Source organism: Synechococcus sp. PROS-U-1 (assembly GCF_014279755.1).
Classification (GTDB): Bacteria; Cyanobacteriota; Cyanobacteriia; order PCC-6307; family Cyanobiaceae; genus Parasynechococcus.
In genome coordinates, this window is the sequence record NZ_CP047951.1 from 117,528 (window position 1) to 143,457 (window position 25,930).

Below are 25,930 nucleotides of genomic sequence, written 5' to 3' on the forward strand. Positions count from 1 at the left end.
TGGTGACCCTTCCCGATCAAACCTGGTCTCTGGGAACTGCTTCCGCGGAGGGACATCGTGACGCAATGGCTCGCTTCTGGCTTGCCGCTCCTGCTGATCAGCTTGAACCCCTCTGGAAATCTCAGTTCGGCACGGTCACGGTTGAATTGATTCGTCAGTTGACTCCCCAAACCACCTTCACCACTGAGCAAGTGGCCATGCGTGACCGCATAAACCAGGTGTTAATGCAGGGTGGCCTGCAGCAGCCCCTTGGCCCTCAGCTCATTCTGGCTGTTTTTCTGTATTCACCTAGAGGGTTGATGCAGGTTGCCAATCCGGAGATGAATCTGCCGGCATGGCTGTCGGCTGCCTACAGCCAAATTTATCTAGAGCAGTCATTCCCCCAAGATTCTGCTGCTCAGGTATCTCAAGCACAGGCTGCTCCCGATTTCGGACCGTTTCCTTCGAGTCTTCAGGAGTTGCTTGGAAACAGGATTCAGCTCAACAGGATTCTGGGTCTCTCCAATCTGTACTACATCGATCCGGAAGATCGTGAGATCTGCACTGAGCTGATGGACGTGCGTATTCAGTTGGTGGAGCTCATCCGTCAGGCGCCTGAGGCAGACCTGGAAGGGGTTTGGGCTGGCGATTTCGGGGATCGTTACTGGGCCATGGTTCGTTCCGGCATCCAACAAGAGCAGCGTCGTCCTGAGGATGAGCAGTTCATGCAAGCGGCACTAAAAGCTCTTGATCAAAGCCAGGGAGGAGGTTTCGGCAGGCCCGGGGCTGTGAATGCCTTGCTCATTGCCATGTTGTACTTCAAGCCCGGCACTATGCAGGTGGCTGATGCGGAACGGCAGATCCCGGGGTGGCTGCTCGAGAACTACCGGCAGATTTTTATTGTGGAGCCTGCACAGGCGTCTGCTCCTTAGTGCGGATTCTGTTCAGTCACATCAACCATCCGGCTCAGTTCCGGCGGTTGATCCCTGCATTGGTTGCAGAAGGCCACGATTTGATCTTTCTGGCCCAATCCAACGAGTGGCATGCACCTGACGTAACGGGGTATCGACTTCTACCCGTTCGTTCTCATCGCGATACTGGTGGACCCCACGTTCACCCATTTTTAAGGCGTTGTGAGTCGGCAGTTGTTTTAGGTCAAGCCACCTTTCGCGCTGCATGTGACTTGAAACAGCAAGGTTGGTACCCTGACGTGATCGTCAACCATGTGGGTTTCGGCAATGGCCTTTACCTGTCGGATGTTTTCCCGACGGCTAGGCGTGTCGCCTTGTTCGAGTGGTATTACAACGCTGACGGGAGTGATCTGGCGTTTCTTCGTCCTGAAGGAGTTTCAGACGATCACCGGCTTCGCTTGCGCACTTGGAATGCCCAGATTTTGCTCGAGCTGGCGGATGTCGATATTGCGATCACTCCTACAACCTGGCAACAGGAGCAATTCCCTTCGTGGATCCGGCCTCGTTTACGGGTGATTCACGAAGGTATCGACGTTCCTCGCTTACAGGCCCTTCGCCACCAAATACCAAAGCAGCGTCCCTTCTGCTTGCCACCAGGTGACATCGAAGTGGTCACCTATCTAAGCCGCTGTTTTGAGGAGTATCGCGGCTTCCCTCAGGCCATGCATTCGTTGGCGCGGCTTCAGCGGGAACGTCCCAGTGTTCATTTGCTTCTAGCGGGATCCGATGAGATTGCCTACGGCTCGCCTCGCACCGATGGCCGCAGCTGGCGCCAGTGGGCAAACGACGAACTGGATTTGGATCCCGCCCGAACCCATTGGCTCGGCATCTTGCAGAACGAACAATACGAGCAGCTGCTCCAGTGCAGCGACGTGCATCTTTATCTCACCGTTCCTTTTGTGCTGAGCTGGAGTTTGCTCGAAGCTATGGCAGCTGGCTGCGCCATCGTGGCCAGTAGCACGGCGCCTGTTCTGGAGGTGATGGAGCACCAGCAATCTGGTCTGTTGGTTGACTTTTGGAATGAAGATATGCAGGTGGAGGCCATGCACCGTTTTCTAAATGAATCCGAGGTGCGCAGGCACTGTTCGGCAGGGGCTCGGATTGCGGCTTCAAAGTACAGCGCAGCGGAAGGACTACGTCAATGGCGAGCGGTTCTGTGCGAGGACACCGACCAAACCGCCTGAAATCCTTGTGCAGGACGGTTATTTCAGATATAAATGGACCGTGCAATAGGTATGTTGCGCACACGCCGCCCCCTTGGTGGGTGCGGTAGTGAGGAGATCAACCCACCCACCACGTCTGAAATCGACCTCCATGACTTCGAGTTACAACTCCATCACTGGAACCAGCACAGCGGATGAGCTAACCGCCAATTCCGCAACGGCTGATTCCATTACCGCTCTGGCTGGTAACGACACCCTGACGGGCGTTGGCGGCAATGACATTGCCGACTTGGGCGCCGGTAATGACACGATCTATTCGGCAGTTGCCTCCGATGGCGCGTCGATCCTGGGCGGCACAGGCAATGATTCGCTCGCCTTCAACACCACCGTCTCCAACTCCACTGTGAGTGGTGATGCAGGTGATGACACGATTTATGTCAAGACCGAAGGCAACAGCAACTCCTTGCTCGGTGGTCTCGGTACTGACTCCATCTACATCGCAGATGCGATCGATGGCACCACCATCTACGGCAACGCCGGAGCCGCTGAATCTACCGATGGCAACGACACCATCTACATCAGCGGAACCGCTTCCGGTGCCTATCTGAGTGGTGGCGCTGGTAAAGACACCATCACCATTGGTGGGGCTTCAACAGCTACCACAGTTTTCGGTGGTGCCAATAACGACAGCATATTCATCAGTGGTGCTGCTTCTAGCAGTTCCTACGTAGTGGCTGGTCTGGGTGCCGACTCTCTTGCCATTAAGGGTGCCCTCAATAGCAGTTCCGTTTACGGCAATGCTGCCGCAACTAACACTGCTGACGGTGCAGACACCATTTATGTCAGCGGCACAGCCTCTGGTTTCTTACGTCTCCGCAGGTGCTGGTAGTGACACCATTCATCTCAATGACAATGTCACCAACACAACTGCTCTTGCTGGTGCTGGTAACGACTCTCTCTACTTGAAGTCTGCAGTTACTTCAGAGGTCTCTGGCAACAAAGGTGCTGACACCTTCACCTTTGAAGGTGGCATTGAGAAGTCCAGTATTTACGGTGCTGGTAATGCCATCACTACCGCTGATGGCGCTGACTCCCTTTACGTCTCCGGTGTTGTTTCCAGCTCAACCATTCAGGGTAATGGTGGTTCAGACACCATTTTCTTGGCGGATGCTCTGAATCAATCTGTCCTCAAGTCTGGGGCTGATGGTGACTTTATTTCCTTGGTCGGCCAGGTTTCCAGCGCGGCTGTTTCCGGCAACAAGGGTGATGACACCTTCAACATTCAAGGTGTTTCCACGAATTCCACTGTCTACGGTGGTTCTGCTGGCTCCACGGCTGACGGTTCTGATTACATTTCACTTGCTGGAAGCGTTACAGCTTCGACCATTTACGGCAATGCCGGAAATGACACCCTGGATTTCACCAATTTAATTAATCGTGGTGCCGTCTTTGGTGGTGCTGACAAAGATTTCATCTCTGCTCAAACGACTGTTACCACGTCTGAGATTGCTGGTAACAAGGGTAAGGATACCTTTGTGCTCGCTAGCGATGTCATTAAGTCAAGTATTTATGGTGCAGGCAATGCAATCACCACTGATGACGGTGCAGATTCTCTGAGTCTGTTCGGAACATTGAGTTCCTCCACCATGCAAGGTAACGCAGGTAATGACACCTTCAATTTTGATGGTGGTATTACCAGCTCGTCGGTTCAGGGTGGTGCAGACGACGACCTTGTTGAAGTTGCCGGTGTTATTTCTGCATCACAAGTCCTTGGCAACAAGGGTGATGACAGCATCCAAATTGCTGGTGCAGTTCACGCTTCTTCCATCTTTGGTGCTTCCGACGGCAGTACCGATTCAGGAGCGGATTCACTTGCATTTACTGTCGGTGCTTCTACTTCCTATATCCACGCCGGAGCAGGTGAAGATACTTTCGAAGCACTCCACCTGAGTTCTTCCACCGTCTATGGCGGTGCAGGTGCTGACACCATCGAAATTGCAGGCGCTGGAACAGTTCGTGTCTCCTCCATCCTTGGTGGAGCAGGCGACGATTACATCACGAGCGGAGCAGCTACAACTAACTCTGCCTCTGTTCTGGGTGGATCTGGTGACGACTCTCTGGCCTTCAACTTCGCCACCAATATTTCCAGCTCCAACATCGAAGCTGGAACCGGAAATGACACTCTTGTCTTTGACGGCGCTGGTGTCCTTTCCGACTCCACTGTCCTTGGTTCGACTGACGCTGCAACCTTCCTGACTGGTTTTGCAGGCATCACAGCCTCGAGCGTTGTTGGTGCCTCTGGTGCTGACAGCTTCAACTTTGCTGATGTCACAGCTTCCACTGTCCAAGGTGCTTCTGGTAACGACTCTCTCACTTTGTTTAGTGCCGCTCTAACTAACACCGTCCTTGGTGGTGCCGGTGCAGATACCATTTACTTCATCGCTGGTATTACTGGTGGAAGCCTGAACAGTGGTGCAGGTGATGACTTTGTGAGTGTTGGCGGCAACGTCAGTGCCGCATCGATCATGGGTGGATCAGGTGATGACACACTTGTCTTTACCTATTCAGCAACTATGGCCCTCGCCGGATCTTCGATCGGTGGTGGCGTCGGTAATGACAGTTTCCTCTTTGGAGACGGAATGACAGGTGCTCCTACCGAGACGACCTACTTCTTCGGTACGAACTCTGGTAGCGATACACTCTCGTTTGTTGCCGGCAATGCTTCTGCAAGCACTGGTAACTCTCTTGTTCTTGGCTTCGACACCGCCACTATGGGTGCAGGTGTTACCAATGCAGTTGTGTCCTATGTCCTATGCCCTCGACTCTACTTACACCACCTTCTCTGGTGATGTCGGTGGATCGTTGACAATCATCGGTGCACACTCTTCACTGACTACTGTTACCATTTCGGCTGCTGACATCACTGCATTTGAATCCTGATTCTTCTGCAGTCACCTACAGTTAAACGGGGGGGGAGCTTTGCTCCCCCCCCTTTTTTTTCGTTCTAGAAATATGATGGGGGCTCTAGCCCCCTTTTTTATTTTTAATTTGCGAGAAGTATATTAGAGACATAGTTGCTATTGTTAGTTTAATTTGATTTGTATTTTTTGCTTTGTCTGGTTGCTTCGTCCAATTGATTCCAGCTTGTAGTATTATGATTAGGAATTTCGATAATGATGGCAATTCACTTTTCTGTACTAGAGCAACGTCTTCTTGAATTTCCTTGTAAACAGTCTAGCGGCGTTTCATCGGCTTCTTTAGAAGCCGCTATTATAAATATTCGCCAAGAACATTATTTACAAGCTGAAAGCCATATCCTTGTCTTTTTAACATGTAACCCCTCTGATAAAGTTGGATTATGGCTTTTATGCTATCTCCACTGTGAGCTTTTGAATTTCGATAAGGTTTTGGAAATCTATGAAAAACTAAGTCCATCAATTAAGAATTGCAGTGATATTCCTTGGGCTTATATAAAATTGCGTTGTCTTGCATCTATAAACCAAACAGGCCTTGATTTGAAAGCCCAGTTTGCAGCTATTCATGAATGTCTTTCGAACGAAAAATCTAGCAGCCTCTTTACTCAAATTGCTTGGATAATCTTTCGATTCTCCACCAAGGGTGCTGATAGTGCAAAGTCATTTTTAGATAATTTTCCCTTAAAAGATTGTATTGAATATCGTCGTCAGGTCGCCCGGTACTTGATGCTGAAACGTGAGTTTGACGGTGCTCTCAATTTATTACATACGTTGGTTCAAAAATTACCGACAAATCCAGCTTTGTTAATCCACTTTGCAGAGACATGTATTGATGCTCAAAGCACATCTCTAACTTTGAAAGCTCTTAATGAAGCCTATAACAGACTTGGTGATCATCCTAGAGTGCTTCCGATGATCATACAAATTAAGTTATTACAACGGCAGCCATCAATTGCACTACGGGCTTCCCTTCTATTGAGATCCTATGGAAAGCTACATCTCCGCTCGCGCACAAGACATATTTCAAACCAAATTACTAGTTATGAGGCTACTGGTCGAGTTAGTTGGTTTCCATTTCTTTTGCAGAAATATCGCCATCCTTTGATAAGTGAATCCAAGGGACAACTATCTAATATGATTTACCATTTGTCTAGCATTGAGTCGTCATTGTCTCGCGATCTTGCATCTACCTTTTTCCAGACAAATCAACATATGATTAAAGAATCTCAATTAGTGCATAATCCATGCTCTAATTTAAGAGTTGGTTGGATCACTCCAGATATAACTCCTCACCCTGTCTCTCGTTTTTTGTATTCTTTTCTTAGGCATGCAAGCTCTGCCAATAATGTTTCACATTCTCTGGTTGGAGTTTCCGATAATCGTAATAATGGAACTGAATTGTTTGATTTATTTTCTTCTCTTGATTCTGTTTCGGTTTTGGATTTGGGTTTGAAGAGTTTTGAAGATCGTATTCGTAGTATTCGTAACTCTGGATTCGATGTCGTTATTGATCTTGCTGGCTGGACTGGCGGTGAATTTCAAAAGGGATTTGCAAATAGACTGGCTCCTATTCAGGTTAATTATCTTGGTTACTTTGCCTCTACAGGAAATCCCTGTATTGACTATTGGATTGGCGATAATTCACTTTTCCCCTCTGATCATAAAGAATGGCACACTGAAAAATTACTTCGTTTACAACGATGTTTTATTGCATGGGATCCATCACCACATTTTGCAGAAGGTAAGTTAGACGTTACTGGGCCACCTGCTGGTCCGGTACGTTTTGGAAGTTTTAATCATAATCGTAAGCTTTCGGATCAGACTCTTAAATTGTGGGGAGAAATTTTACGCAGATGTCCAGACTCTAGACTAGTTCTGAAGGCTAATTCTTCTTCTGATCCTGGAACACAAGAACTTCTACGTCGTCGAATGCTCCGTCAGGGTCTTAATACTGAACAAGTAGTTTGGTTACCTCTCGCAGCCAGCCATGAGGACCATTTAAATCAGTACTCCGAAGTCGATATTGGCTTAGATTGCTTCCCCAACGGTGGCTGCACAACTACTTGTGAGGCTTTATGGATGGGCGTACCTGTAATTACCAAGTCTGGTTCAAGTTACGTTAGTCGAATGAGTACAGCTGTTTTGAATGGCGCTGAAATGCCAGAGTTCTGTGCATCGTCTGAAGCGGATTATATTGACATGGCTTTAAAGCAAGTTGATAACTTGATGTGGCTCCGTTCCAATAGAGATTTTTGGCGTAAAAAAATTATAAATACACCTCTTGGTGATGCATCAGATTTGCTAAATCATTTGTGCTATGAATTTCGTAATCTTTGTTCATTATCATAGATTTTTTCTAATTCTCTCGCTAAGCGTTTTGGATCTCCTAGGGATGAAGACATTAATTGATATCTTACCTGCTCTCTTTCTTCTTTGCTGAGGTGGTTGTTATTACATATAGATTTGGCTTTGTTGATATATTCAATTTTATCTTTTGCTACCCATTTCGATAGCCCTGCATTAATTAAAATGCTAGTGCTTAGCCTGCCAACCATTCCTTCCCCAGCTAAGCTCAATACAGGTACTCCCATTATTAACGCTTCGCACGTTGTTGTTGCTCCACCGTATGGTATTGGGTCCAAAGCGATATCAATTTCATTATACATTTTCATGTGGTTATCCCATCCTTCAACCCAAGGCAAAGTAATTAGTTTATCTTCTGCAAGTCCTGCTTCCGCGAACATTTTTTTTATACGATGTTGTTCTACTTTTTCTACAAAGCTGATGCTTTTTAGTAGCAATTTGGTTTCTCTGTGTGTCTCTCTCATCACGTTGCAGAACAATTCTATGCATTCATGAGTTAATTTTCTGGCATGATTGAAGCAGCCAAATTGTAATTGACGCACTTCTCTGATCGCCGCTATTTTTGGCATAGCCTCCGGGAAAAATGACATATATCCACCCTTCACAAGCAATAGCTTATGCGATTCACTATCGGTTGAGTTCAGACCACCAAATAATTCTTTATCTCCTATCCATCCATCAATGCATTTTAGATATGTTGGAGCATAATAACCTAGATAACTGAACTGTAGAGGTGCGGGTTTGTGTACTAAAACACCTAGTCTATTATGAGCCGTATAGCCACCAAGCTCAACCAGAATGTCTAGCTGTTTGTCAGAAAGTATGCGAGCAGCTTCTAAGTCTGTCCTATAATTTATGTTCACCCATTCATCGCACTCCATCCTTATTTTATGAGTCAATATGTCTTCATGAGGCCCACATGTAATTCCAACGACTGTCACTTCATTCTTATTATGATTTTTGAGTACCGGATATATAAAGCGACCTACTGGATGTGTCGTGAAATCAGCAGATAAGTATCCTATTCTTAAAGGTCTTTTTCTCATGTTAGATCTGATTCTGTCCCCCCAGAGTGCTCCAACACCTTCTCTCTGAGTTTTTCCTTCCCACTCACGAGCAATTCTCTTTCTTTCAATACTCTCAATCAGGTTATATCCCGCACCAATAAACTGAATATTGGTTAAGTATGTTGCATTCATAGAGTTAAAGTTATTACTTGCCTCTAATACGCAACTAATTGCTGCTTTGTGTCGACCCATTTCCGCCAATGATTGTCCTAAGGCTAGCTTTAAATCACTATTCAATGGTTCTCGCTTTATTCCCTCTTTAATAACCCTACAGCTTGCATTATTGTGCTTTAAAGCTTTTAGCGTCGCCGCATGGTTAAGCCAGTGGCTGCTATTATAAGGATCTTCCATGCACAAATTTGATAGCAGTCTCTCCGCAGTTTCGTTATCCTGTTTATCCATCAATAGATTTGCTAATGCAGTTTTAATTTGGACACTAGCTTTCTGATTTGGGTCTAAATTTGCATAGATTACTTCTGCTTCTCTATGACGTCCAAGTCTTTGAAGCATTAGAAGTTGATTTGTCGTTCCTCTCTCGTCCTTTGGATGTAATTTTTTCATTTCTTGAAAGATCTCTAATGCCTCTTCCCAATTACCAAGTGCGTCCATTGCTTGGCCAAGGCCTAGAAATCCATTGATGTTGTGTTTGTCTAACTTCAAAAGCTTTTCGAACGTACTTTTTGCCTTCTGATACTCTTGTTTTCCTAAAGAAACTCGGCCAAATGTTTCAAGTAGAGTGCGGTCTTCAGGGTTTAATTTAAGACCTGCAATATTTAAATTCTCTGCTTCCTCAAGTTTTCTGGCTTCGATGAATAGATTTATTGCATTGGCTCTCAGTTGAATGCATTCCGGAATCAATTCTAGAGTATTTTTGTAATGCTTTTCGGCTTCTTTAAGCCTTCCTTGTTGTCTTAATAATCCTCCAAGGTTAATGGCGTCTCTTGAATCAATTTCCCCTTTTTTTGAGCATTCTTCAATGAGCATTCGGTATAATCTCTCAGCTTCCTCTAAGCCGCCCTTTTGATGAAGTGCCCATGCCTTCTCGCGAATCTGCTGAGTGTCCAAGGATATTTTCGTAGATAACCTATTATATTGCTTCTTTTACGGCTTCATCCTGATATAGAATAGCTATCTCAAGAATTTGAGTGTTCCTCATGTCTCCCGTCGTATGCACAATAGTGATCAGGGCAACCTCCTGCATTTGGCTAGCTCTCTGCCAGTATCTGACTTAGATGCTTTTTGTGACACTTGTCTCGCATCTCTTCCTGCTTCTCCTGAAGTGCAGGACTGTACTTTTATGGCGTTAGGTTTGGCGCATTGGAGATCTCAAAGGTATGAAAAAGCTCTTCATTTTCTCGATCAAATTCTTATAACGAACCAAAATAATGCCGACTATCTCGTCTTACGTGGGATGGTGTTGAGGCAGTTGCCTGGTTTGCTTGAACAAGCCTTGAGTACTTTCTGCAGCGCAGTTCTCTTAGATCCGCAAAGGGCAGATACGTATTATAATTTAGCTAATTTATTGTCAGACAATGATAAAGAATTACAGGCTGAGCGAGCATTCCGAATTAGTCTGAGATTTAATCCCAAGGCTGCTCTTGCATTGCACAATTTAGGAATTTGCTTGAATGGACAGCAGAGATTTGAGGAGGCGCTCATTTCTCTTTCGCAGAGTGTCAAGGAGGATCCATTGTCTGCAGATGCTTGGTGTAATTTAGGCCTTGCCTATTTTGGTCTAGATCGTTTCACCGATGCCAAGGATTCTTTTGCCAAAGCAATATCTTTAGACCAATCTCATGGCGCGAGTCATGTAAACATGGGTAATGCGTTGGTAAGTACGCTTGAGCCTGAGCTTGCTTTGTCTTATCTTCAAAAAGGAGTTGAGCTTGAATCTAGTTCGGCTAATTCTCTTTGGAATCTTTCCCTAGCTTATCTTCTTACAGGGGATTTCACTCGCGGATGGGATTTTTACGAGGCGCGGTTTTCTACAAAGAACTTTTCTGATTACGAAAGACCTACAGTCGGTTCACAGCCCCAGTCTCTCGCGGACTGTACTCATGACCCGAATCGCCCGTTGGTTGTTTGGACAGAACAAGGCATAGGTGATGCTGTTCAGTTCTGTCGTTACTTATTGATGCTCCAGACTGCGTCAATTCCTTTTGTGTTTATGACGCGTTCCTCTCTCATGCGTTTGTTCTCTGAATGGTTTGAAATACCCGACCACCTTATCGTCGATCAACCGATGAGTACTAACCCTACCGATGATCGTCAGCAAATACCTTTGTTGAGCCTACCCCGCCTTTTTCGTACGGATATTTTAACTATTCCTTCTGTTACCCCATATTTCAAGGCGTCTTCCAAAACTCCACCTGCCCTTCTAATTTCTCCACCACCAGGTGGACTTTCCATTGGCTTGGTTTGGGCTTCCAATCCCACCAATAAGGCTATGTATCGAAATAAAAGTTGTCCCCTCGAGTTGCTGATGCCACGTTTTCTCCAGCTTCTCGATCTTGACTTAATAGATTTGCACTGTCTGCAGTTCGGTAGTGACTCCTGCCAGCTAGATCCTTGGCGTCTCTCTAATCGAATTATCGACTGGTCGGAGTCGATATCTGACTTCTCAGATACCGCTCATGTGCTTAGTCAGCTTGATCTTGTGATTAGTGTTGATACTGCTGTTGCCCATATTTCTGCCGCTCTAGGTCGCAACACTTGGGTTTTACTGCCGCATAATGCAGATTTTCGTTGGCTTCGTGACCGCGATGATTCCCCTTGGTATTCTTCGATGCGACTATTTCGTCAGCCAGATCACAGAGATTGGCAGGGTTTGGTTGACCTGGTTAATCAAGCCCTTGATGAATTATTCATGTTCGACATAAATTCTCTTTCAAAGGAGGTTTTGGTGTGAGCGATTTGACCCAACCTCCTGTTTTCCTTCCTGAAAAAGTTCAACTAGACTTGCTAAAACGCATGGATATGCGTAGATTATTTATTCGCAGGTGGTTAGAAGAGGAAATTGCTGACCTAGTTCAGGTAGATGAGGCGTGGTTGGAAAACAGGCTCACTAATTTTCTTCAGGGTCAACTACTTGAAGATGTTCTTGCTTCTAATTCCTGGACTTTTTCTGATTTGAGTCTTAATCTTTGGCTGCCCGAGGCTTTGAAGCGTTTTGCAAAATATCGTTTTGGAGCTGGGGTTGAGGAGGAATTTCTGCTGCATGGCTGGAAACGTGATCAAGTTGTATATTCAATGATTCGATTTACTACACCTGAGCTTGCGCGTGAGATTTGGATTCGTGCTGAGGAAAATGAAATTAGTTTCACTGAAGCGGCTACTAAATTTGGAGAAGGACCCGAATCTTCACATCTTGGAGTTATTGGTCCCATAGAGATCCGGCATATCCAGCCTGTAGCTCTTAGGGATTACATCCGCCAACTTGAGCCTGGTCGAATACAAGGTCCAGTGCGCCTTGGTGATTGGTTGATACTAATAAAACTTGAGAGAATCATTCCTAATATTTTTGATCAGTCATCTCGAGACCGGCTGATGGACGATTTGCTTCAAGACTTTCTTGACGACCGAGTTGGCCGATTTATGGAGGGTGAGTCCCTTGATCAGCTCGAGTATCATCCACCCTCATGACCAGTACCGTTGCAACCCTGACCTCTTGGTTGAGCCGTTTTGATGCATTCCAAGGATTAAGCGCTGAGGAACTCGACTGGTTGGCGCATCGTGCCAAGCCCTTTCACTGCGGAGTGGGTCAGGAGCTACTCGCTCGCGATCGTCTTCCGGAGTATTGCTATGCGGTAGTCGAGGGTCGTGGTCGTGTGCTGCACGATGACCCCGGCCTTCGTCGCCCCGTCACCTTGGCATATTCCAACCCCGGTGATCTGGTTGGTTGGGCTGGGCTTGCATCTCGTCGGCCATGCGAGTGGATCACAGCGGCTCAGTCCCTCAAGTTGATCGGCATCAAGGCCGAGGATTTCCAGGAGCTGGAGAATCGCTCGGAATCCTTCCGTTCCTGGCTCGATCGAGCATCGTCGCCGGCGGAACTGATGGCCGTCCTCGCCCCTGCTCTCCGCCAGCGCCCAATGGCAGATCCGCCAGAACGCGATGTTCTCCATCAGCTTCTGCCGGGGTTGAAGGTGATAGCTGCTCGGCAATTACGGGAATTACCGGACGATGGGGCGGTCTGGTTGTGGAATGGTCAGCCCTCCAGCAAGGTTGTCCCCATCGGCACCCCGGTTGATCCAGAAGTGTTGCGGGAGATTCCTCCCGGGGAGTCCCTGCGCTTGCTACGAGTGGAACCCGATCTCTGGGAGCGGGTGCTGAATCCGCCGCTTCAGGCTCCGGAAAACCATCAACAACCTGAAGCCAGCGATCTTTGGGATAACGACCGCTACTCGGATCTACTTGTTCCTGAGCCCCAGGGAGAGAAAGTGGTGAAGCTGGAAGACGCCCCGGCTGAGGCGTCGATTCGGTACCGCGGCAAAGAAATTCCGGTCTGCACGGGCACCCAGCCCTTGGGACACGCCATGGCAAGTCTGGAGATGCTGGCTCGTTATTACAACATTCCTTTTCGCAGGGATGTGATCGAACGGGCGGCCAAGGGTGCTCTTGGCTCTCAGGGGGTGACCCTTCAGCAGTTGGGCAACTTGGCCACCATTCTGGGCTTCACCGGAAGCCTGGCTGACCTGCCTGCCACCCAGTTCTCCCGCCTACCTTTCCCCTGTTTTGCCATCGTGGAAGGGCAGCCGGCCATGCTTCACGACGTCAGTGGTGGCCATGTGAAAGCGGTGTTGCCGGAGTACGGCCGCGTTAACTTGCAGATCGAGGATCTCACCCAGGGCCAGGAGGGCGCCAGCGTTCTGATCCTTAATCCCGGTCGCGACTCGCAACAGCGCAAGCTTGGTCTCTCCTGGTTCATCCCTCAGATCCGAAAGTACCGCCGCAGCCTGATCGAGGTGCTGGTGGCATCCCTGGTTCTGCAGCTGCTCAACCTTGCCCAGCCTCTGGTGATGCAGCAGATTTTCGACAAAGTGATCGGTCAGCAGAACCTCGATACCCTCTACACCCTGGGCCTGATTTTGCTGGGGGTGAGCCTCTTTCAGGGCGTCTTGAATGCATTACGCACTTATCTGTTTGCCGATACCACCAACCGCATTGACATTTCCCTCGGTGCAGAAGTCATTCAGCATCTGCTGCGGCTGCCGCTGAATTATTTCGACAAGCGTCCCGTCGGCGAATTGCAGACCCGTCTGGGAGAACTGGGCAACATCCGCGGCTTCCTCACCGGCAGCCTGTTGACGCTCGCCCTCGATTCGGTTTTTTCGGTGATCTACATCGCCGTGATGGTCAGCTATTCCGGTGTGCTCACAGCAGTCACTCTTGGTGTGATCCCCCTGTTCCTGGGCCTCACCCTGTTGGCGTCGCCGGCGATTAGGGCCCAGTTGCGCAAGGCTGCCGAGAAGAACGCCGCCACCCAGGCCTTCCTGATCGAATCCCTGAACGGTGTGCAGACCATCAAGGCCCAGAACGCTGAGAACACCGTGCGCTGGCGCTGGCAAAAGCGCTACTCCTCTTTCATGAGTGAGACCTTCCGCACCCTCCTGATCGGTGTCTCCACCGGCACGGTGGGAAGCTTCCTCAGTCAGCTCACCGGTCTGCTCACCCTCTGGGTGGGGGCCTACCTTGTAATTAAAGGTGATCTCACCATTGGCCAGCTAATCGCCTTCCGTATCATCTCAGGGTATGTGGTGGGCCCCCTGCTCAACCTGGCCACCAGCTGGCAGACCTTCCAGGGCGTCGCGCTTTCGATCGAGCGTCTGAGCGATGTGGTTGATGCCAAGGCCGAGGGATCTGAACTCGAGGCCGATCTCCTGCCGTTGCCGCCGGTGGCCGGTGAGGTCACCTTCCAGGGCGTTGATTTTCGCTTCAAAGAATCGGCGCCACTCGTGGTGAAAAACGTGAGTTTTCAGGTGGAAGCGGGAGCGTTCATTGGGATCGTCGGCCGGAGCGGCAGCGGCAAGAGCACGATCATGAAGCTGCTGCCAAGGCTTTATGCCCCGGAAAAAGGCCGGATCCTGATCGACGGCTACGACATCAACAAACTTCAGCTGGGGTCGGTGCGTCAGCAGATCGGCATCGTCCCGCAGGACAGCCTTCTCTTTGATGGCAGCATTCGCGACAACATCGCCCTCACCCGGCCTGAGGCCACCAGCGAGGAGATCATGAACGCGGCACGTGTGGCCTGTGCCCATGATTTCATTATGGAACTTTCCAATGGGTATGCGACCCGCGTGGGCGAACGGGGCAGTTCCCTCTCTGGCGGTCAGCGTCAGCGTCTTGCGATTGCCAGGGCAGTGCTCCAGCGCCCCACCTTGCTGATCTTGGACGAAGCCACCAGCGCCCTCGATTACATCACCGAGAGACAGGTGTGCATCAACCTCAAGCGTACCTTTGAGGGAACCACGGTGTTCTTCATTACCCACCGTCTCAGCACCATTCGCAGCGCCGATCGCATTTTGATGATGGATCAGGGCTCGCTGGTGGAGCAGGGGTCCCATGCTGAACTGCTGGACCTTCAGGGTCGCTATGCGGCGCTGTACTCGCAGCAGGAGTCCGACATTGACTGAGATGCCCCCTTCCGCTCCGATTACAGAAGAATCCAAGTCCAAGAAGAAACTGCAGGTGTGGGACGGCAGTGCCGCCATGGTCGAGCAGGGCCGGCACTGGTCCAGTGCCCTGATCTGGACCTTCGCCTTATTGTTCGGCTCCACGTTGCTCTGGGCCTTCACTGCGAAGCTAGATCAGACCATCACGGTGCGTGGTCGCATCGTTCCCGCCGGTCGTGTGCGCGACGTTGAATCCCCCAGTGCTGGCGTGATCAGCCAGGTTCATGTCACCGAAGGTCAGTTGATTGCTCGCGGTGATCCGCTGTTCACAGTGGAGGCCAAGGGCTTGTCCAGCCGTCGCCAGGCCTTGCTCAGCACCGTTCAGCTGCTCGACCTCCAGGCCGAGGGCATGCAGGGCATCCTCTCCAGTGGTGGAGATCCCGATCGCTTGCCTCCCCTGCCCACGGTTCCGGTGGTGGCCGATCCCGACCAGGCCTCCAAGCTGCTCACCGCCAACCAGCAGGCCCTTCAGATGCGCTCGCAGCTGGTGCAGCTGGCCAACAAGCTGGCCAGCGCACGCCAGACCTTGGAACTAAAGACAGCTATTGCCGCCGATATGAAGCCGTTGTTTGATTCTGGTGGCATGTCTCGCAATGCCTACCTCGAGCAGCTCAACCGCCTGCAGGAGATCAAATCGAACGTCGCAAATCTGGAGGAGGAACGCTCCAAGGTGATGGGTCAGGTGGCCAGCCAGCTCAACCAGACCAACCGTCAGCTGCTTGGCCTCCGCGCTGAACTGGAGGGGCTTAAGGAATCGATCTCCTACCGGACGGTCAAGGCGCCGAGCGCCGGCCAGGTGTTCGACACCGCCATCAAACGATCGGATGTGGTCAACACATCCGAAATCGCCCTCAAGATCGTTCCCCGCAACCGGCTTGAGGCCAGTGTCAACATCCAGGATAGAGACATCGGTTTCGTCAAGTTGGGCATGCCCGCCAGCGTCTCTGTTGACTCCTTCCCTTCTGGAGAATTCGGCTATATCACCGGTGAAGTGAAAAGCCTCGGCCTGGATGCCCTACCCCCCACCCAGGAGACCCAGGCCTACAGCTTCCCGGCGAGCATCAGCCTCGATCAGCAGGAGGTTCTGGCTGGTGACAACAAGCTCAACCTGCAGAGCGGCATGGCCGTGAGTGCCAACATTAAACTGCGTTCCCGCCCGGTGATCAGCATCGTCACCGACATGTTCACCAAGCAGTTGGAGGGTGTGAAGCGCTTCCGCTGATCAGCGTTGCTTCGCCAGCACCCGCTCGTAGAGCCTTTCGGTGGCATCCGCGGTGCGTTCCCAGTTGAATTCCTCCAGAATTCGCCTCTTCAGCCGTACTGGACGTTGATCGGTCCGGCCCGCCTGCCAGGCCCCCACCACGGCATCACGGATCGAATCCGGGTTGGCTGGATCCGCCCACCAGCAGTCGTTGCGCAGATATTCAAGCTCGTGGCCGAAGGTGCTGCCCACCACCGGTGCTCCGGCCAGGGCCGCTTCCAGGGTCACGAGGCCGCAGGTCTCCATCCAGCTGGTGAGCACGTGCACCGATGAGGCGGCATAGGCCGACGCAAGCAGCTCCTGCGGCAGGTGGTCGATGATCGTCAGCCGGTTGCCGAGGATCTCGCGGCAGCGATCGGCAAAGCCCTGCCAGCTGCGGGTCTTGCCGATCAGCACGAGCGGCAGGTTGGTGTTGCGCAGGGCCCAGCAGAGCATCAGTTGGTTCTTCGCCGGTTCGATCCTGCCGGCCTGCACCACAAACGGACCCTGAATGCCGAACTTCTGCCGGAACGGCTCGGGGTCCGCATCCAGGAACAGCCGTGGATCGACGCCGTAATGCGCGATCTCGAAGCAGTCGCCGCACCAGTGCAGGTCTTGCTGCACCGCCTTCAGTTCCAGAAAGCTGTTGGGCAGCAAACCATCCACCCCCTGCAGCAGGGCGCCGACCCGCTTCATCCAGCTCATGTCGCGGCTGCCGCGACCATCGGCCTCGATGCTGCCGTCATCCAGATGCACCGTCAGCTCCCGTCCGATCAGCTGGCGCAGCCCTTGATCCGCTTGAGCCCCGGGCTCCTGCACCAGTCGGTTCACCACGGCCATGCTGCCGCGGCTGCCCCAGATCGCCTGGGGGATCGACACCCAGATCGGCGACACCACTGTGGGCACGCCAGCGGCCCGGCAGGCGGCGATCTGCTGCTCGAAGGACTGCGGTGCCCGGCAGTTGAAGATGTGCACCAGATCGAACTCCCTTGGATCCGGCTGGTCGCTGTTCACGGCCACCACCTGATGGCCCCGGTTCGCCAGGCGTTGGGCCGTTTCGCGGATCTGCACGCCATCGCCTCCGCCCATGGAGTCGGCGCCACCGTGGTTGACGAACAGGATCTTCATGGAACTCCGCCGGATCACGGGTCAAAATGACCCGTCGCCCAGTGAACTTAATGCCGGTGCTGCAGCGTTATTGCGGAGAGCCGCTGGGAGACCGCCCCCATATGGTGGTGCTCGGCTCTTGCAAGGTGGGCAACTTCGTGGTGAGCACGCCCGTGCTCCAGGGATTGCGTGCTCGCTTCCCCGATGCCGTGATCGGGTTCCTCGGCAGTGAGGTCACCGCTGCTTTTGAAACCGCGCTCGAGAGCATCGACTGGCGTCATAGCTGGGATGCCTCGGCAGCCGATGCCGGTCTGCAGTTGCAGCAGCAGCTGGCCCAGCACAGGCAACACCACGGTCCCATCGCTCTTGCGGTGAATCTGGATGGGTTCAATCCGGTGACCTGCACCCTCGTTCCTTGGCTGCAGCCTCGCTATGTGGCCGGGGGCAGCCTCAGTGCCAACCTGCGCCGCTCGCTCCCCTGGGGTGATCAGCCCCAGCAACGCTTTCTGGCGGATCCGGACTGGGACAGCCCGACATTCCTGGCCCGTTATGAGGGCGTCTTCGCCAGCAACTACATCGCTGAGTTGTTCGCGCAGCTCGCCTATGTGGCTGATCACGTGGATGTGACGGCGATCGAGCTGCCGTGTGAGCCACCGCCGTTTGCGGTGCCCGATGTGCTGGTTCACTGCACCACGGCTCGCGGTGCCAAGGTCTGGCCCTTCTCCGCCTGGCGTCAGGTGATTGATCACCTCAGTGCCCACGGCGTCAGTGTGGGCCTGGTGGGGAGTCCGCCGGCAGCTCAGAAGGAGGCTTACAACGCCGGTGACGGTGAGGACGCCCTGCTGGAGCAGACGGCTCTGATCGATCTGCGCGGCCGCACCAGCCTGATTCAGCTGGCCGGGGCCTGCGCCCAGGCCAAAGCGGTGGTGAGTGTGGATGCTGGCCCACTGCACATCGCAGCTGCCGTCGGCGTGCCCACCCTGGCGGTGGTCGGCAACGATGCCGATGGCGTCGGCGCCAGTCCGGTGCGTCTGTGGTTGCCCCGCTGCGCCAATGTCACGCGCACGGTGTCGGAGCGTCATTGCGACGCCTGTGCTGAGAACCGCTTCCGCAATGACGACTGCCTGGTGGATGGGCATCCCTGCATGGCCGGCGTGCGTCCTGCGCAGGTGATTGATTGGCTGGATCGCAGCCTGGCCGGATGACCCGGCCCAGGCTTTCCGTTGTGGTGGCGGTCTACAACATGCGCCGGGAGGCTCCGCGCACCTTGCAGACGCTCGCCGCCGCGTATCAGGACGTTCCCCGGGATGCCTACGAGCTGATCGTGGTGGAGAACGGCTCCACCGATCCCCTTGGTGCGGAGGCGGTTGCAGCGATCGATCCCAGCTTTCAGTACCGCTGGAGCGAGCCCGGCAATCCCTCCCCCGCAGCGGCGATCAATGCCGCAGTGCGCCAGAGCCGTGGGGAGGCGGTGGCGCTGCTGATTGATGGCGCCCGCATGCTGTCGCCGGGGTTCCTGCGCTACAGCCTGCTGGCCCTGCAGGCCTACCGCCGGCCGCTGATCAGCACCCTGGGTTGTCACCTGGGCGCTCGGCCTCAGCAGCAGGCCGTGCGGGAGGGTTACGACGCGGCCGCGGAAGATCAGCTGCTGGCGTCGGTGCCCTGGCAGCGGAATGGCTACAGCCTGTTCCGGATCGCCTGTTTGGCCGGGTCGTCCAAGTACGGGATCCTGGCGCCGCTGGCGGAAAGCAATGCGCTGGTGATGCGCCGCCAGATGTTCGATGAGCTGGGTGGTCTGGAGGAGGGATTCACCAGTCCGGGTGGTGGTTTGGTGAACCTCGACTTCTACCAGCGAGCCCAGGCGCTGCCGGGGGTGCAGCTGGTCACCCTGCTCGGGGAAGCCAGTTTTCACCAGATTCATGGTGGTGCTACTACCGGAGCGGCCAACCGCTGGCAGGCGATGACGGCGGAATACGCCGCCCTGCGGGGGAGGCCGTTCGATCCGTATCCGCGCCCCTGGCCACGGCCGGATTTTCTGGGGCAGATCCGCCCTCTGTTCCGCCCCTGGCTGCGGCGGGCTTTGGCGGAACTGCGCCCGCTCGAGCAGGCCCAACCCGGATTGGCCTATGCCGACAGTCCCCATCCGGAGCGCTTTGCGGCCCCCCCGCAGCGGGTGTTGGCGGTGCTCGGTATGCACCGCAGCGGAACCAGCATGCTCACCGGCACGCTCCAGGAAGCGGGTCTTGTGCTGGGGGATGTGGTGACGGCAGCACCCCACAACCGCAAGGGCAATCGAGAGGCGTTGCCGATCCGCACCCTCCACGACGATCTGCTGGCCTCTGCCGGTGGCGACTGGAAAAGCCCCCCGGAGGCAGTGGTCTGGCGGCCGGTGCACCGGCTGCTGCGGGATGCCCTGATCGAACGCTTCGCCAATCAACCCCTCTGGGGTTTCAAGGACCCCCGCAGCCTGTTCTGCCTGGAGGGTTGGCGCGAAGCGCTGCCGCAGCTAGAGGCCGTTGCGATCGTGCGTCATCCCCTGGAGGTGGCTGCGTCGTTGCAGGCCCGGGACGGCCTGCCCCTCGCCGATGGGATGGCGTTGTGGGAGCGCTACAACCGCCGCCTGCTCCACTGGATCGAGCAGTTCGACTGCCCCCTGCTGGTGTTTGAGCCCGAAGCGGAGGGGATCAAGCAGCAGCTGGCGGGCTTGATCAAGACGCTTGACCTGCCCCGTCAGCTCGGCCCTGAGGAGCTGCGCTTTTTCGCCAGCGAACTCCGCCATCAAGGTCTTGCTGCCCGCGAGCAGGGCATCCTCCCGGCTTCGGCTCGCCGGCTCCATCAACAACTGCTGGAGCGGGCTATTCAGGCCTGAGGGGTCTCTGCTTCGAAACGGTGGCGGGTCCAGAGCTGGTCCTGATGGCGCACCATTAGGAAGCGGTAATGCTCCGGCACCGGCTTCATCACCTTCAGCACCGGCAGCAGGATGCCGCTGCCCGCTTGTTCCAGGGGGCCGGAGAGCTGGAAGTCCGAGCTCCAGTGCCGCGGCTCCCAGAAGTTCCTCACCTTCTGAGCCTGCTCGCGGGTGAGGAAATAGCAGCCGGAATGGGGATTGGTGGCGCGGTAGAAGCGCCGCTCACCCAGGGGCCAGGCCATGGCCACGGTTTCGCCGGTGTCCCAGAACAGATCCGGCCGACCGCCATCGGGGTCCCCCGAGAGGATCACATCCCCGCGGCCGGGGATCTGCTCGCAGCGGTGAGGCAGAAAGGCGAACGCGCCGCCACTACAGCCCACCAGCCAGCGGATCTTGTGGAAGAACTCCGGGTCTTCGATCAGCAGGTCGTCCTCCATGTAACCGACCACGTCGTAATCGGCGGCCTGCTCGATCACCCGCCGTGAGGCCAGCATCGGCATCTTGGTGCGGTCCTCCAGCGCTGCCCCGATCAGCTGCACGCCGTCGCAGGGGCTGAGCTGGTCCGCCAGGGTCGTCGCCGGATCGGTGAACACCTGAATGGTGAGGTCGATGCCCATCGCGCTCTGCAGCTCACGCGTCACCACCGGTTTCTGCAGGCCCAGGGAGGCGTGGATCCAGTAGCGGCGGCTGAGCCGGTTCCAGTTGCCTTCCGTGGCGGTGCGCAGGGCTGCCGTTTTCAGCGCCCGCTTCTCTTCCGTCTGCGACGAGTAGAGCGAGCCAGCCTTGGGGGCGAACACATGGGGAATCCCCAGCAGCACTCTCATGGGTCGGTGGGGGTTTGCCAGTGCCGGAGGTCCCAGCCAAGCATGGCCTCCAGGTTGGCGATTTCCGGTGCGTACAGCCGTTGCAGGGCGTCGCGCACAGCTGTGGGGGCTTTGTTTGGGATCGTCTCGGGCTGGGGCAGGGGTCGATTCGGGGTCTGCTCCGGAACCGACCGCCAGGAGATCACCGATTGGGCCCCTTCAAACGGCAGTGGCTCCACACCGAGGTGGGCATGGATCCGCGCCAGGGTTGTGGCGGGCTGCTCCATCAGCTCCTCCTGGCGCAGCAGCAGCAGCTGCTCGCGCGGAAAGTAGCGCCACACCCGCCGGATCTGTTCGCTGTACAGGCCGCGGCTGAGGTATGAACGCACCCGGTGCTGAAGCGGCAGGGACTCGCGGCAGCGTTGTTCCTCCTCGGCCAGGGACAACGGCAGGGGGCCCCTGTCCCTGCCCTTCAGCTGCTCCATCCGCCAGTTGGCATAGGCCCGACTGATCGGATTGCGCAGGATCGCGATCAGCCGCATCGCCGGGTTGTAGCGCCAGATCCGTTCCATCGCCGGCACCCACCACAGGCTCACCGGTGTGGCTTCGCCGCAACAGCGGCCCGACTGCGTGGACGGAAAGTGACGGGCGATGGCCGCATCGATCCGATCGATGCCGGCATCACTCCAATCCGCGGCTTCGTTGTCGAACAGGTGCAGCTCCTTCACCAGCGGCAGGTCGATCTGGGGGTGCCGCCGCAGGTAATCGTGCAGAGCGCTGGTGCCGCTCTTCTGGGCTCCGCAGATCAGGAACGACAGCCGGCGGGTCTTCACGGCCTCCGATGCCGCATTGGCTGGAGTGTATGGCAGCTCTACAGCGCCTACGCTCCCGGGCATGCATCGCCTCGATCCGCACCGGCTGCAGCAGCAGGCGACTTCCGCCGCCGCTGATTTCAGCGGGGCAGCCCCCTTCGCCCATGCCGTTCTGGATGGCTTCCTGCCCCAAGACCATGCCGAGGCCCTGGCCAGGGATTTTCCGGCGCCCGACGATCCGATCTGGGCCGATTGGCGCCAGCGCACTGGTCATCAGTACGGCAAGCAGGGCACTCGCAACAGCGACAACTTTGGCTGCCTGTCCGACACCCTTTATTCCTCACTGCTGGAGTTCAACTCCAGTGTGTTCCTTCAGTTTCTGCAGCAGCTCACCGGCCTTGAGGCGTTGCTGCCGGATCCCTATTTCCAGGGAGGTGGTCTGCATCAGATCGTCAGCGGTGGGATTCTGGACATCCACACCGATTTCAACGACTACCGCCGGCTGGGCATCTACCGGCGCTTGAACGTGCTCCTCTATCTCACGGCCGACTGGCAGCCCGGTGATGGCGGCGAGCTGGAACTCTGGAATGGTCCTCCGCCGGACGGCTCCTGCGTCAGGCAACTGCCGCCGCTGTTCAACCGTCTGGTGGTGTTCAAGACCGACAAGAGCTCGTTTCATGGCCACACCCATGAATGGATGCCCCGCGACCGCACCCGCCGCTCGATCGCCCTGTACTACTACACCTGTGATCCCGAGCCCGGCCAGCACTATGACGCCTGCACCGACTTTCAGTCCGTGGTGAAGAAGGCGTTGCCCTCGCGCAGCTGATCCAGGGTCAGGCTCCAGAAGGCATCGTTCATGTGGATCCGATCGCCGCGGGAGTAGTGCGCCAGTGTCACGCGGTTGCGGTGGCTGCTGTCCGGTTGCAGCAGCAGCTGGATGTCCCGCTCCGCGCAGAACTGTTTCAGACCCTCGATGTAGGCCGCGATGTAGGTCGTGGGGATGTCGCGGTAGTGGCCGTGGCAGTGATGGGCCTCCCAGTGGCTGTCGGCATGGGGGTAGGGATCGCACAGCAGCCAGCAACGACTCGGGGCCAGAGCTGGAAACAGCTGCAGCGGTTCGTTGAAGGCGCCATCGGGCGGCTGCAGCAGGATCCCGCCATCGCTCACGATGCAGTCGAGCAGTTCCGCTGACAGCGGCTGATGGGCCCGGAACACCTTGTGCGGCTGGATCCACTGGCCAATGAATACGATGGCGTCGTAGTGGCTGAGATCGATGCTGCGAACCGGGTGGTAGGCATTGGGCCCGATGCAGGTTCCGCGCACCGGGTAGCGGCCGCCTCGAGCGGACCAGCGGTTGTTCTCCGGCCCTGCCGTTACATAAAAGCTGTTGTCGGCATCAGGCCAGCGCTGGAGGATGTGATCCTGTGCATGGGCCAGGTGGGATCCCCCGCACCAGAGCAGCCGTTTCATGGCGCGAAGGCCTCCAGCAGTGCCTCATCGCAGATCAGATCATCGCTGCCGGGATTGTTCGGATCAACGGCCATGGCTGCTGTGGGCTCAGGCCCGTAGCTCCGTTGAAACACCTCCATCACGTCAGCGACTGCTTCCGCACGGATGCTGCGCAGATTGGCGGTGAAGGCCGAATCGCGGCGGTTGGGGTGGTGAATGATTTCGTAGGAGGGGAAATAGTGAATTCGTTCCTGGTCACGGGCCAGTTCCTGGGCCACGCTGAGCAACGTGGCCTTGGCTTGAAGCGTGGCGCTGAGCACGTGTTGGCCACTGGCGGTGGCGGTGAGCGGCACCGGTGACACCGTCAGCAGCAGCTCGAACGGTCGTCCCCCCCGCAGGCTTTCGATCGTGCTGCGCAGGCTGAGCAGATCCTCCTGGGCCTCCCGGTGGCTGCTGATCCACAGCTCGTGGAGATCGGGATCAAAGCAGCCTGCCTGGGTGCCGGGGGCCATCGGGAACACCGTTCCGGAGGGTCGGTGTCGCCAGCACTCCGTCAGCCCCAGGGTCACCACCAGCCAATCCAGCTGCTCGAGCATCGCGGCCACGCACTGGAGATGGAAACGGCGGTGGGTGACTACCTCTTGCGCGGTTCCAAGACCAATGGGTTCCACGCTGGGCCGCAGCCCATCGATCCAGTGGTTCCCGCGTCGCCAGAGGTGTCCCTCGGGTTGGTGCAAGTCGGTCGCTTCCTCCACCAGCTGACGCAGCTGGCGCACCGTGTAGACGTTTCCGTAACGGGCGCTGTACAGCGAATAGCCGAAGCGATGGTGCTGATTGGCGGCCAGGCCGGGAGGTGGCGGCTCGCAGTCCAGCAGGTTGGTTGTGTTGCGCCGTAGGTGGGCGGCGACGTGCTGGGCAAAGCAGGAACCAGCGGTGGCGATGCGTGCCCCGGGATGGATCCGTTGTTTGGTCTGCACCAGCTCGATCCAGCTGTCTGGCGATGCCGGGGTCTGGGCTACACCGGTTTTCCAGAAGGCCGACCCAGCCAGGTTCTGGTATGGATGACGGGTCATGGCATCCCACGCAGTGTTCTCCTTGGTTCCCGGTGAGCCGCCATCGGCTGTTGCGTTGACCTGTCGCATTCTCACCGTTTGGCGCAGCACGGGTGTGCATGCGGCGGCGGCCGCGTTGGATCAAGTCGATTCACGACAGATGCGGCAGTCGGTGCTGCTGCAGGAACTTCGGTACCGCCTCGACGGTGCACCGGGTCCACGCCTGCTGGTGGATGGAGTGTGGTTCGTGCATCCCCATGGTGGGATCTCCCGGGTGTGGGAGCAGATCCTGCGTTGCTGGGCGTTGCCGGGTTTGGTCGGTCAGGCGGCGCCGGTGCTGGTGGTTGATCGCGACTCCCACTTGGCCGCCATCGATCCGTTCCCGCAGCTGGCGGGGGATGTCTTTGATCCCCTCGACTGGTCGCGGTTGGCCCAGTGTTCCGAGACCAACCGCGCCTTGGTGGGACAAGCCGAGGCGGATGTGTTCGTCTCCAGCTGGATCACCAGCACCGGGGGGGAGCGGGCCTCGATTCCGGAATTGGCCCTGGTGCACGACTGCATCCCGGAGCGCTATTCAGGGCTCGACCCTGCCCTGCGTCAGCTTCGCAATCGCTGGTTGCTCGGTGCTGCTTCCCACCTGGCGGTGTCGGCTGCCACGGCCCGGGATCTCTCCCAGGCTCTGGCCAGCGATGTGGCTTCCATTCCTTGGTGTCATCCCTGCACTGTGCACTGTTTCAGCGCGGAGCCAACCCGTCGGGATCTATGGCCAGCTCTGCAGAGCCGCTTGCAGCTGCCGGAACCGTTCGTGCTGCTTCCAGCCTCCAGTTCAATCGGCAGTTACAAAAATCCCGAGTTGGTGCTGGAGGCGTTATCGGCTGATTCGCTTCAGTCGGTGCAGTTGCTCCTCAGTGGCGTAGCCGCGTTGAAGCATGCGCAGCGTTATCGGGAGTGCTTCCCCCGGCTGGCGGCTCGGATCCACGTGCATTCTCTGAATGATCTGGAGTTACAGCTGCTGTATCGCCACGCTCTGGCGGTGGTTGTTCCCAGCAGGCGCGAAGGCTTCGGGCTGCCGGTGCTCGAGGCTCTGGCCAGTGGTGGTCGAGTGCTCACCATGGACGTGGATGGGTTGCGCGAAGCGGCATCAGGTGCCGTGCCCTGTCTGGATCCAGAAGACCCGACGCTGCTGCGTCGCTGGTTGGAGTTGTTCTTGGATCCCGCTTCGCGGTCTTGGCTGGCACCACACCTGGCCCGCCGTCGTCAGGCGCGGCTGGCTGGGCTCAATTCCGATCTGCTTGGCTTAACGCTCCTGGCTGAGGCCAGGCGGCTGGCTACTCGCCAGTCTCGGTAGGCTGGCTCGCGATTC

General features: G+C 55.4%; 19 protein-coding genes. 13 read left to right on the forward strand and 6 right to left on the reverse strand.

All coding sequences use genetic code 11. The features are described 5' to 3' along the window. Positions 1–65 precede the first annotated feature (65 nt). The 5 genes from SynPROSU1_RS00585 (at position 66) to SynPROSU1_RS00605 (ending at position 7,437) form a co-directional block, all read left to right on the forward strand. Positions 66–911 carry a hypothetical protein gene (locus tag SynPROSU1_RS00585; protein ID WP_255444718.1) on the forward strand — a complete coding sequence of 282 codons (846 nt, stop codon included), beginning with the start codon at positions 66–68 and terminating at the stop codon, positions 909–911. After that, positions 911–2,134, forward strand: a complete 1,224-nt coding sequence (locus SynPROSU1_RS00590) for a glycosyltransferase (protein WP_186571092.1) — start codon at positions 911–913, stop codon at positions 2,132–2,134. The genes SynPROSU1_RS00585 and SynPROSU1_RS00590 overlap by 1 nt, the downstream gene beginning before the upstream one ends. Before the next feature lie 130 nt (positions 2,135–2,264). Continuing rightward, the gene (locus tag SynPROSU1_RS00595; RefSeq protein ID WP_186571093.1) at positions 2,265–3,002 is read left to right on the forward strand and encodes a calcium-binding protein; all 738 of its coding nucleotides are present in this window, start codon (positions 2,265–2,267) and stop codon (positions 3,000–3,002) included. Further along, positions 2,911–4,962: a hypothetical protein gene (locus SynPROSU1_RS00600; protein ID WP_186571094.1), complete on the forward strand. Its 2,052-nt coding sequence runs from the start codon at positions 2,911–2,913 to the stop codon at positions 4,960–4,962. The genes SynPROSU1_RS00595 and SynPROSU1_RS00600 overlap by 92 nt, the downstream gene beginning before the upstream one ends. Before the next feature lie 324 nt (positions 4,963–5,286). Further along, the gene (locus SynPROSU1_RS00605) at positions 5,287–7,437 is read left to right on the forward strand and encodes a hypothetical protein (RefSeq protein WP_186571095.1); all 2,151 of its coding nucleotides are present in this window, start codon (positions 5,287–5,289) and stop codon (positions 7,435–7,437) included. On the opposite strand, the gene SynPROSU1_RS00610 is transcribed toward SynPROSU1_RS00605, so the two are convergent. Further along, positions 7,404–9,584 carry a tetratricopeptide repeat protein gene (locus SynPROSU1_RS00610; protein ID WP_222929891.1) on the reverse strand — a complete coding sequence of 727 codons (2,181 nt, stop codon included), beginning with the start codon at positions 9,582–9,584 and terminating at the stop codon, positions 7,404–7,406. The two genes, SynPROSU1_RS00605 and SynPROSU1_RS00610, sit on opposite strands and share 34 nt — an antisense overlap. Before the next feature lie 232 nt (positions 9,585–9,816). Between SynPROSU1_RS00610 and SynPROSU1_RS00615 the strand changes: the two genes are divergently transcribed. Genes SynPROSU1_RS00615 through SynPROSU1_RS00630 form a run of 4 tightly spaced genes read left to right on the forward strand, consistent with a single transcriptional unit; the run spans position 9,817 to position 16,415 of the window. Next, complete coding sequence (locus SynPROSU1_RS00615; protein ID WP_222929892.1) at positions 9,817–11,427, forward strand: tetratricopeptide repeat protein; 1,611 nt, start codon at positions 9,817–9,819, stop codon at positions 11,425–11,427. Further along, positions 11,424–12,161: a peptidylprolyl isomerase gene (locus SynPROSU1_RS00620; protein WP_186571098.1), complete on the forward strand. Its 738-nt coding sequence runs from the start codon at positions 11,424–11,426 to the stop codon at positions 12,159–12,161. Before SynPROSU1_RS00615 ends, SynPROSU1_RS00620 begins: the two co-directional genes overlap by 4 nt. Then, positions 12,158–15,154, forward strand: coding sequence for an ABC transporter transmembrane domain-containing protein (locus SynPROSU1_RS00625; protein ID WP_186571099.1), 2,997 nt, complete (start codon positions 12,158–12,160; stop codon positions 15,152–15,154). The genes SynPROSU1_RS00620 and SynPROSU1_RS00625 overlap by 4 nt, the downstream gene beginning before the upstream one ends. 1 nt (position 15,155) lies before the next feature. Beyond that, complete coding sequence (locus SynPROSU1_RS00630) at positions 15,156–16,415, forward strand: HlyD family efflux transporter periplasmic adaptor subunit (protein WP_255444719.1); 1,260 nt, start codon at positions 15,156–15,158, stop codon at positions 16,413–16,415. Here the strand turns inward: SynPROSU1_RS00630 and SynPROSU1_RS00635 are convergent, their stop codons facing one another. Next, positions 16,416–17,561, reverse strand: a complete 1,146-nt coding sequence (locus tag SynPROSU1_RS00635) for a glycosyltransferase family 4 protein (RefSeq protein WP_186571100.1) — start codon at positions 17,559–17,561, stop codon at positions 16,416–16,418. 26 nt (positions 17,562–17,587) lie between these two features. Here SynPROSU1_RS00635 and SynPROSU1_RS00640 point away from each other — a divergent pair, with 26 nt between their 5' ends. Further along, positions 17,588–18,745 (forward strand): glycosyltransferase family 9 protein, encoded by a 1,158-nt coding sequence (locus SynPROSU1_RS00640; RefSeq protein WP_255444720.1) that lies wholly within the window; start codon positions 17,588–17,590, stop codon positions 18,743–18,745. Next, the gene (locus tag SynPROSU1_RS00645; protein ID WP_186571101.1) at positions 18,742–20,409 is read left to right on the forward strand and encodes a glycosyltransferase; all 1,668 of its coding nucleotides are present in this window, start codon (positions 18,742–18,744) and stop codon (positions 20,407–20,409) included. Before SynPROSU1_RS00640 ends, SynPROSU1_RS00645 begins: the two co-directional genes overlap by 4 nt. On the opposite strand, the gene SynPROSU1_RS00650 is transcribed toward SynPROSU1_RS00645, so the two are convergent. Together SynPROSU1_RS00650 and SynPROSU1_RS00655 are read right to left on the reverse strand one after the other, a co-directional pair. Beyond that, positions 20,400–21,272 carry a hypothetical protein gene (locus SynPROSU1_RS00650; protein ID WP_186571102.1) on the reverse strand — a complete coding sequence of 291 codons (873 nt, stop codon included), beginning with the start codon at positions 21,270–21,272 and terminating at the stop codon, positions 20,400–20,402. The genes SynPROSU1_RS00645 and SynPROSU1_RS00650 overlap by 10 nt on opposite strands. Continuing rightward, positions 21,269–22,147, reverse strand: coding sequence for a sulfotransferase (locus tag SynPROSU1_RS00655; RefSeq protein WP_186571103.1), 879 nt, complete (start codon positions 22,145–22,147; stop codon positions 21,269–21,271). Before SynPROSU1_RS00655 ends, SynPROSU1_RS00650 begins: the two co-directional genes overlap by 4 nt. On the opposite strand from SynPROSU1_RS00655, the gene SynPROSU1_RS00660 reads away from it, so the two are divergent. After that, positions 22,146–22,892 carry a 2OG-Fe(II) oxygenase gene (locus tag SynPROSU1_RS00660; RefSeq protein ID WP_186571104.1) on the forward strand — a complete coding sequence of 249 codons (747 nt, stop codon included), beginning with the start codon at positions 22,146–22,148 and terminating at the stop codon, positions 22,890–22,892. The two genes, SynPROSU1_RS00655 and SynPROSU1_RS00660, sit on opposite strands and share 2 nt — an antisense overlap. Here SynPROSU1_RS00660 and SynPROSU1_RS00665 read toward each other — a convergent pair. Both SynPROSU1_RS00665 and SynPROSU1_RS00670 read right to left on the reverse strand, forming a co-directional pair. Further along, complete coding sequence (locus SynPROSU1_RS00665) at positions 22,853–23,536, reverse strand: hypothetical protein (protein ID WP_186571105.1); 684 nt, start codon at positions 23,534–23,536, stop codon at positions 22,853–22,855. The two genes, SynPROSU1_RS00660 and SynPROSU1_RS00665, sit on opposite strands and share 40 nt — an antisense overlap. Beyond that, positions 23,533–24,588, reverse strand: coding sequence for a GSCFA domain-containing protein (locus SynPROSU1_RS00670; protein WP_186571106.1), 1,056 nt, complete (start codon positions 24,586–24,588; stop codon positions 23,533–23,535). Before SynPROSU1_RS00670 ends, SynPROSU1_RS00665 begins: the two co-directional genes overlap by 4 nt. Between SynPROSU1_RS00670 and SynPROSU1_RS00675 the strand changes: the two genes are divergently transcribed. After that, a complete protein-coding gene (locus SynPROSU1_RS00675; RefSeq protein WP_186571107.1) occupies positions 24,587–25,915 on the forward strand; it encodes a glycosyltransferase in 1,329 nt (442 codons plus the stop codon). The two genes, SynPROSU1_RS00670 and SynPROSU1_RS00675, sit on opposite strands and share 2 nt — an antisense overlap. The last annotated feature ends 15 nt before the right edge of the window (positions 25,916–25,930 follow it).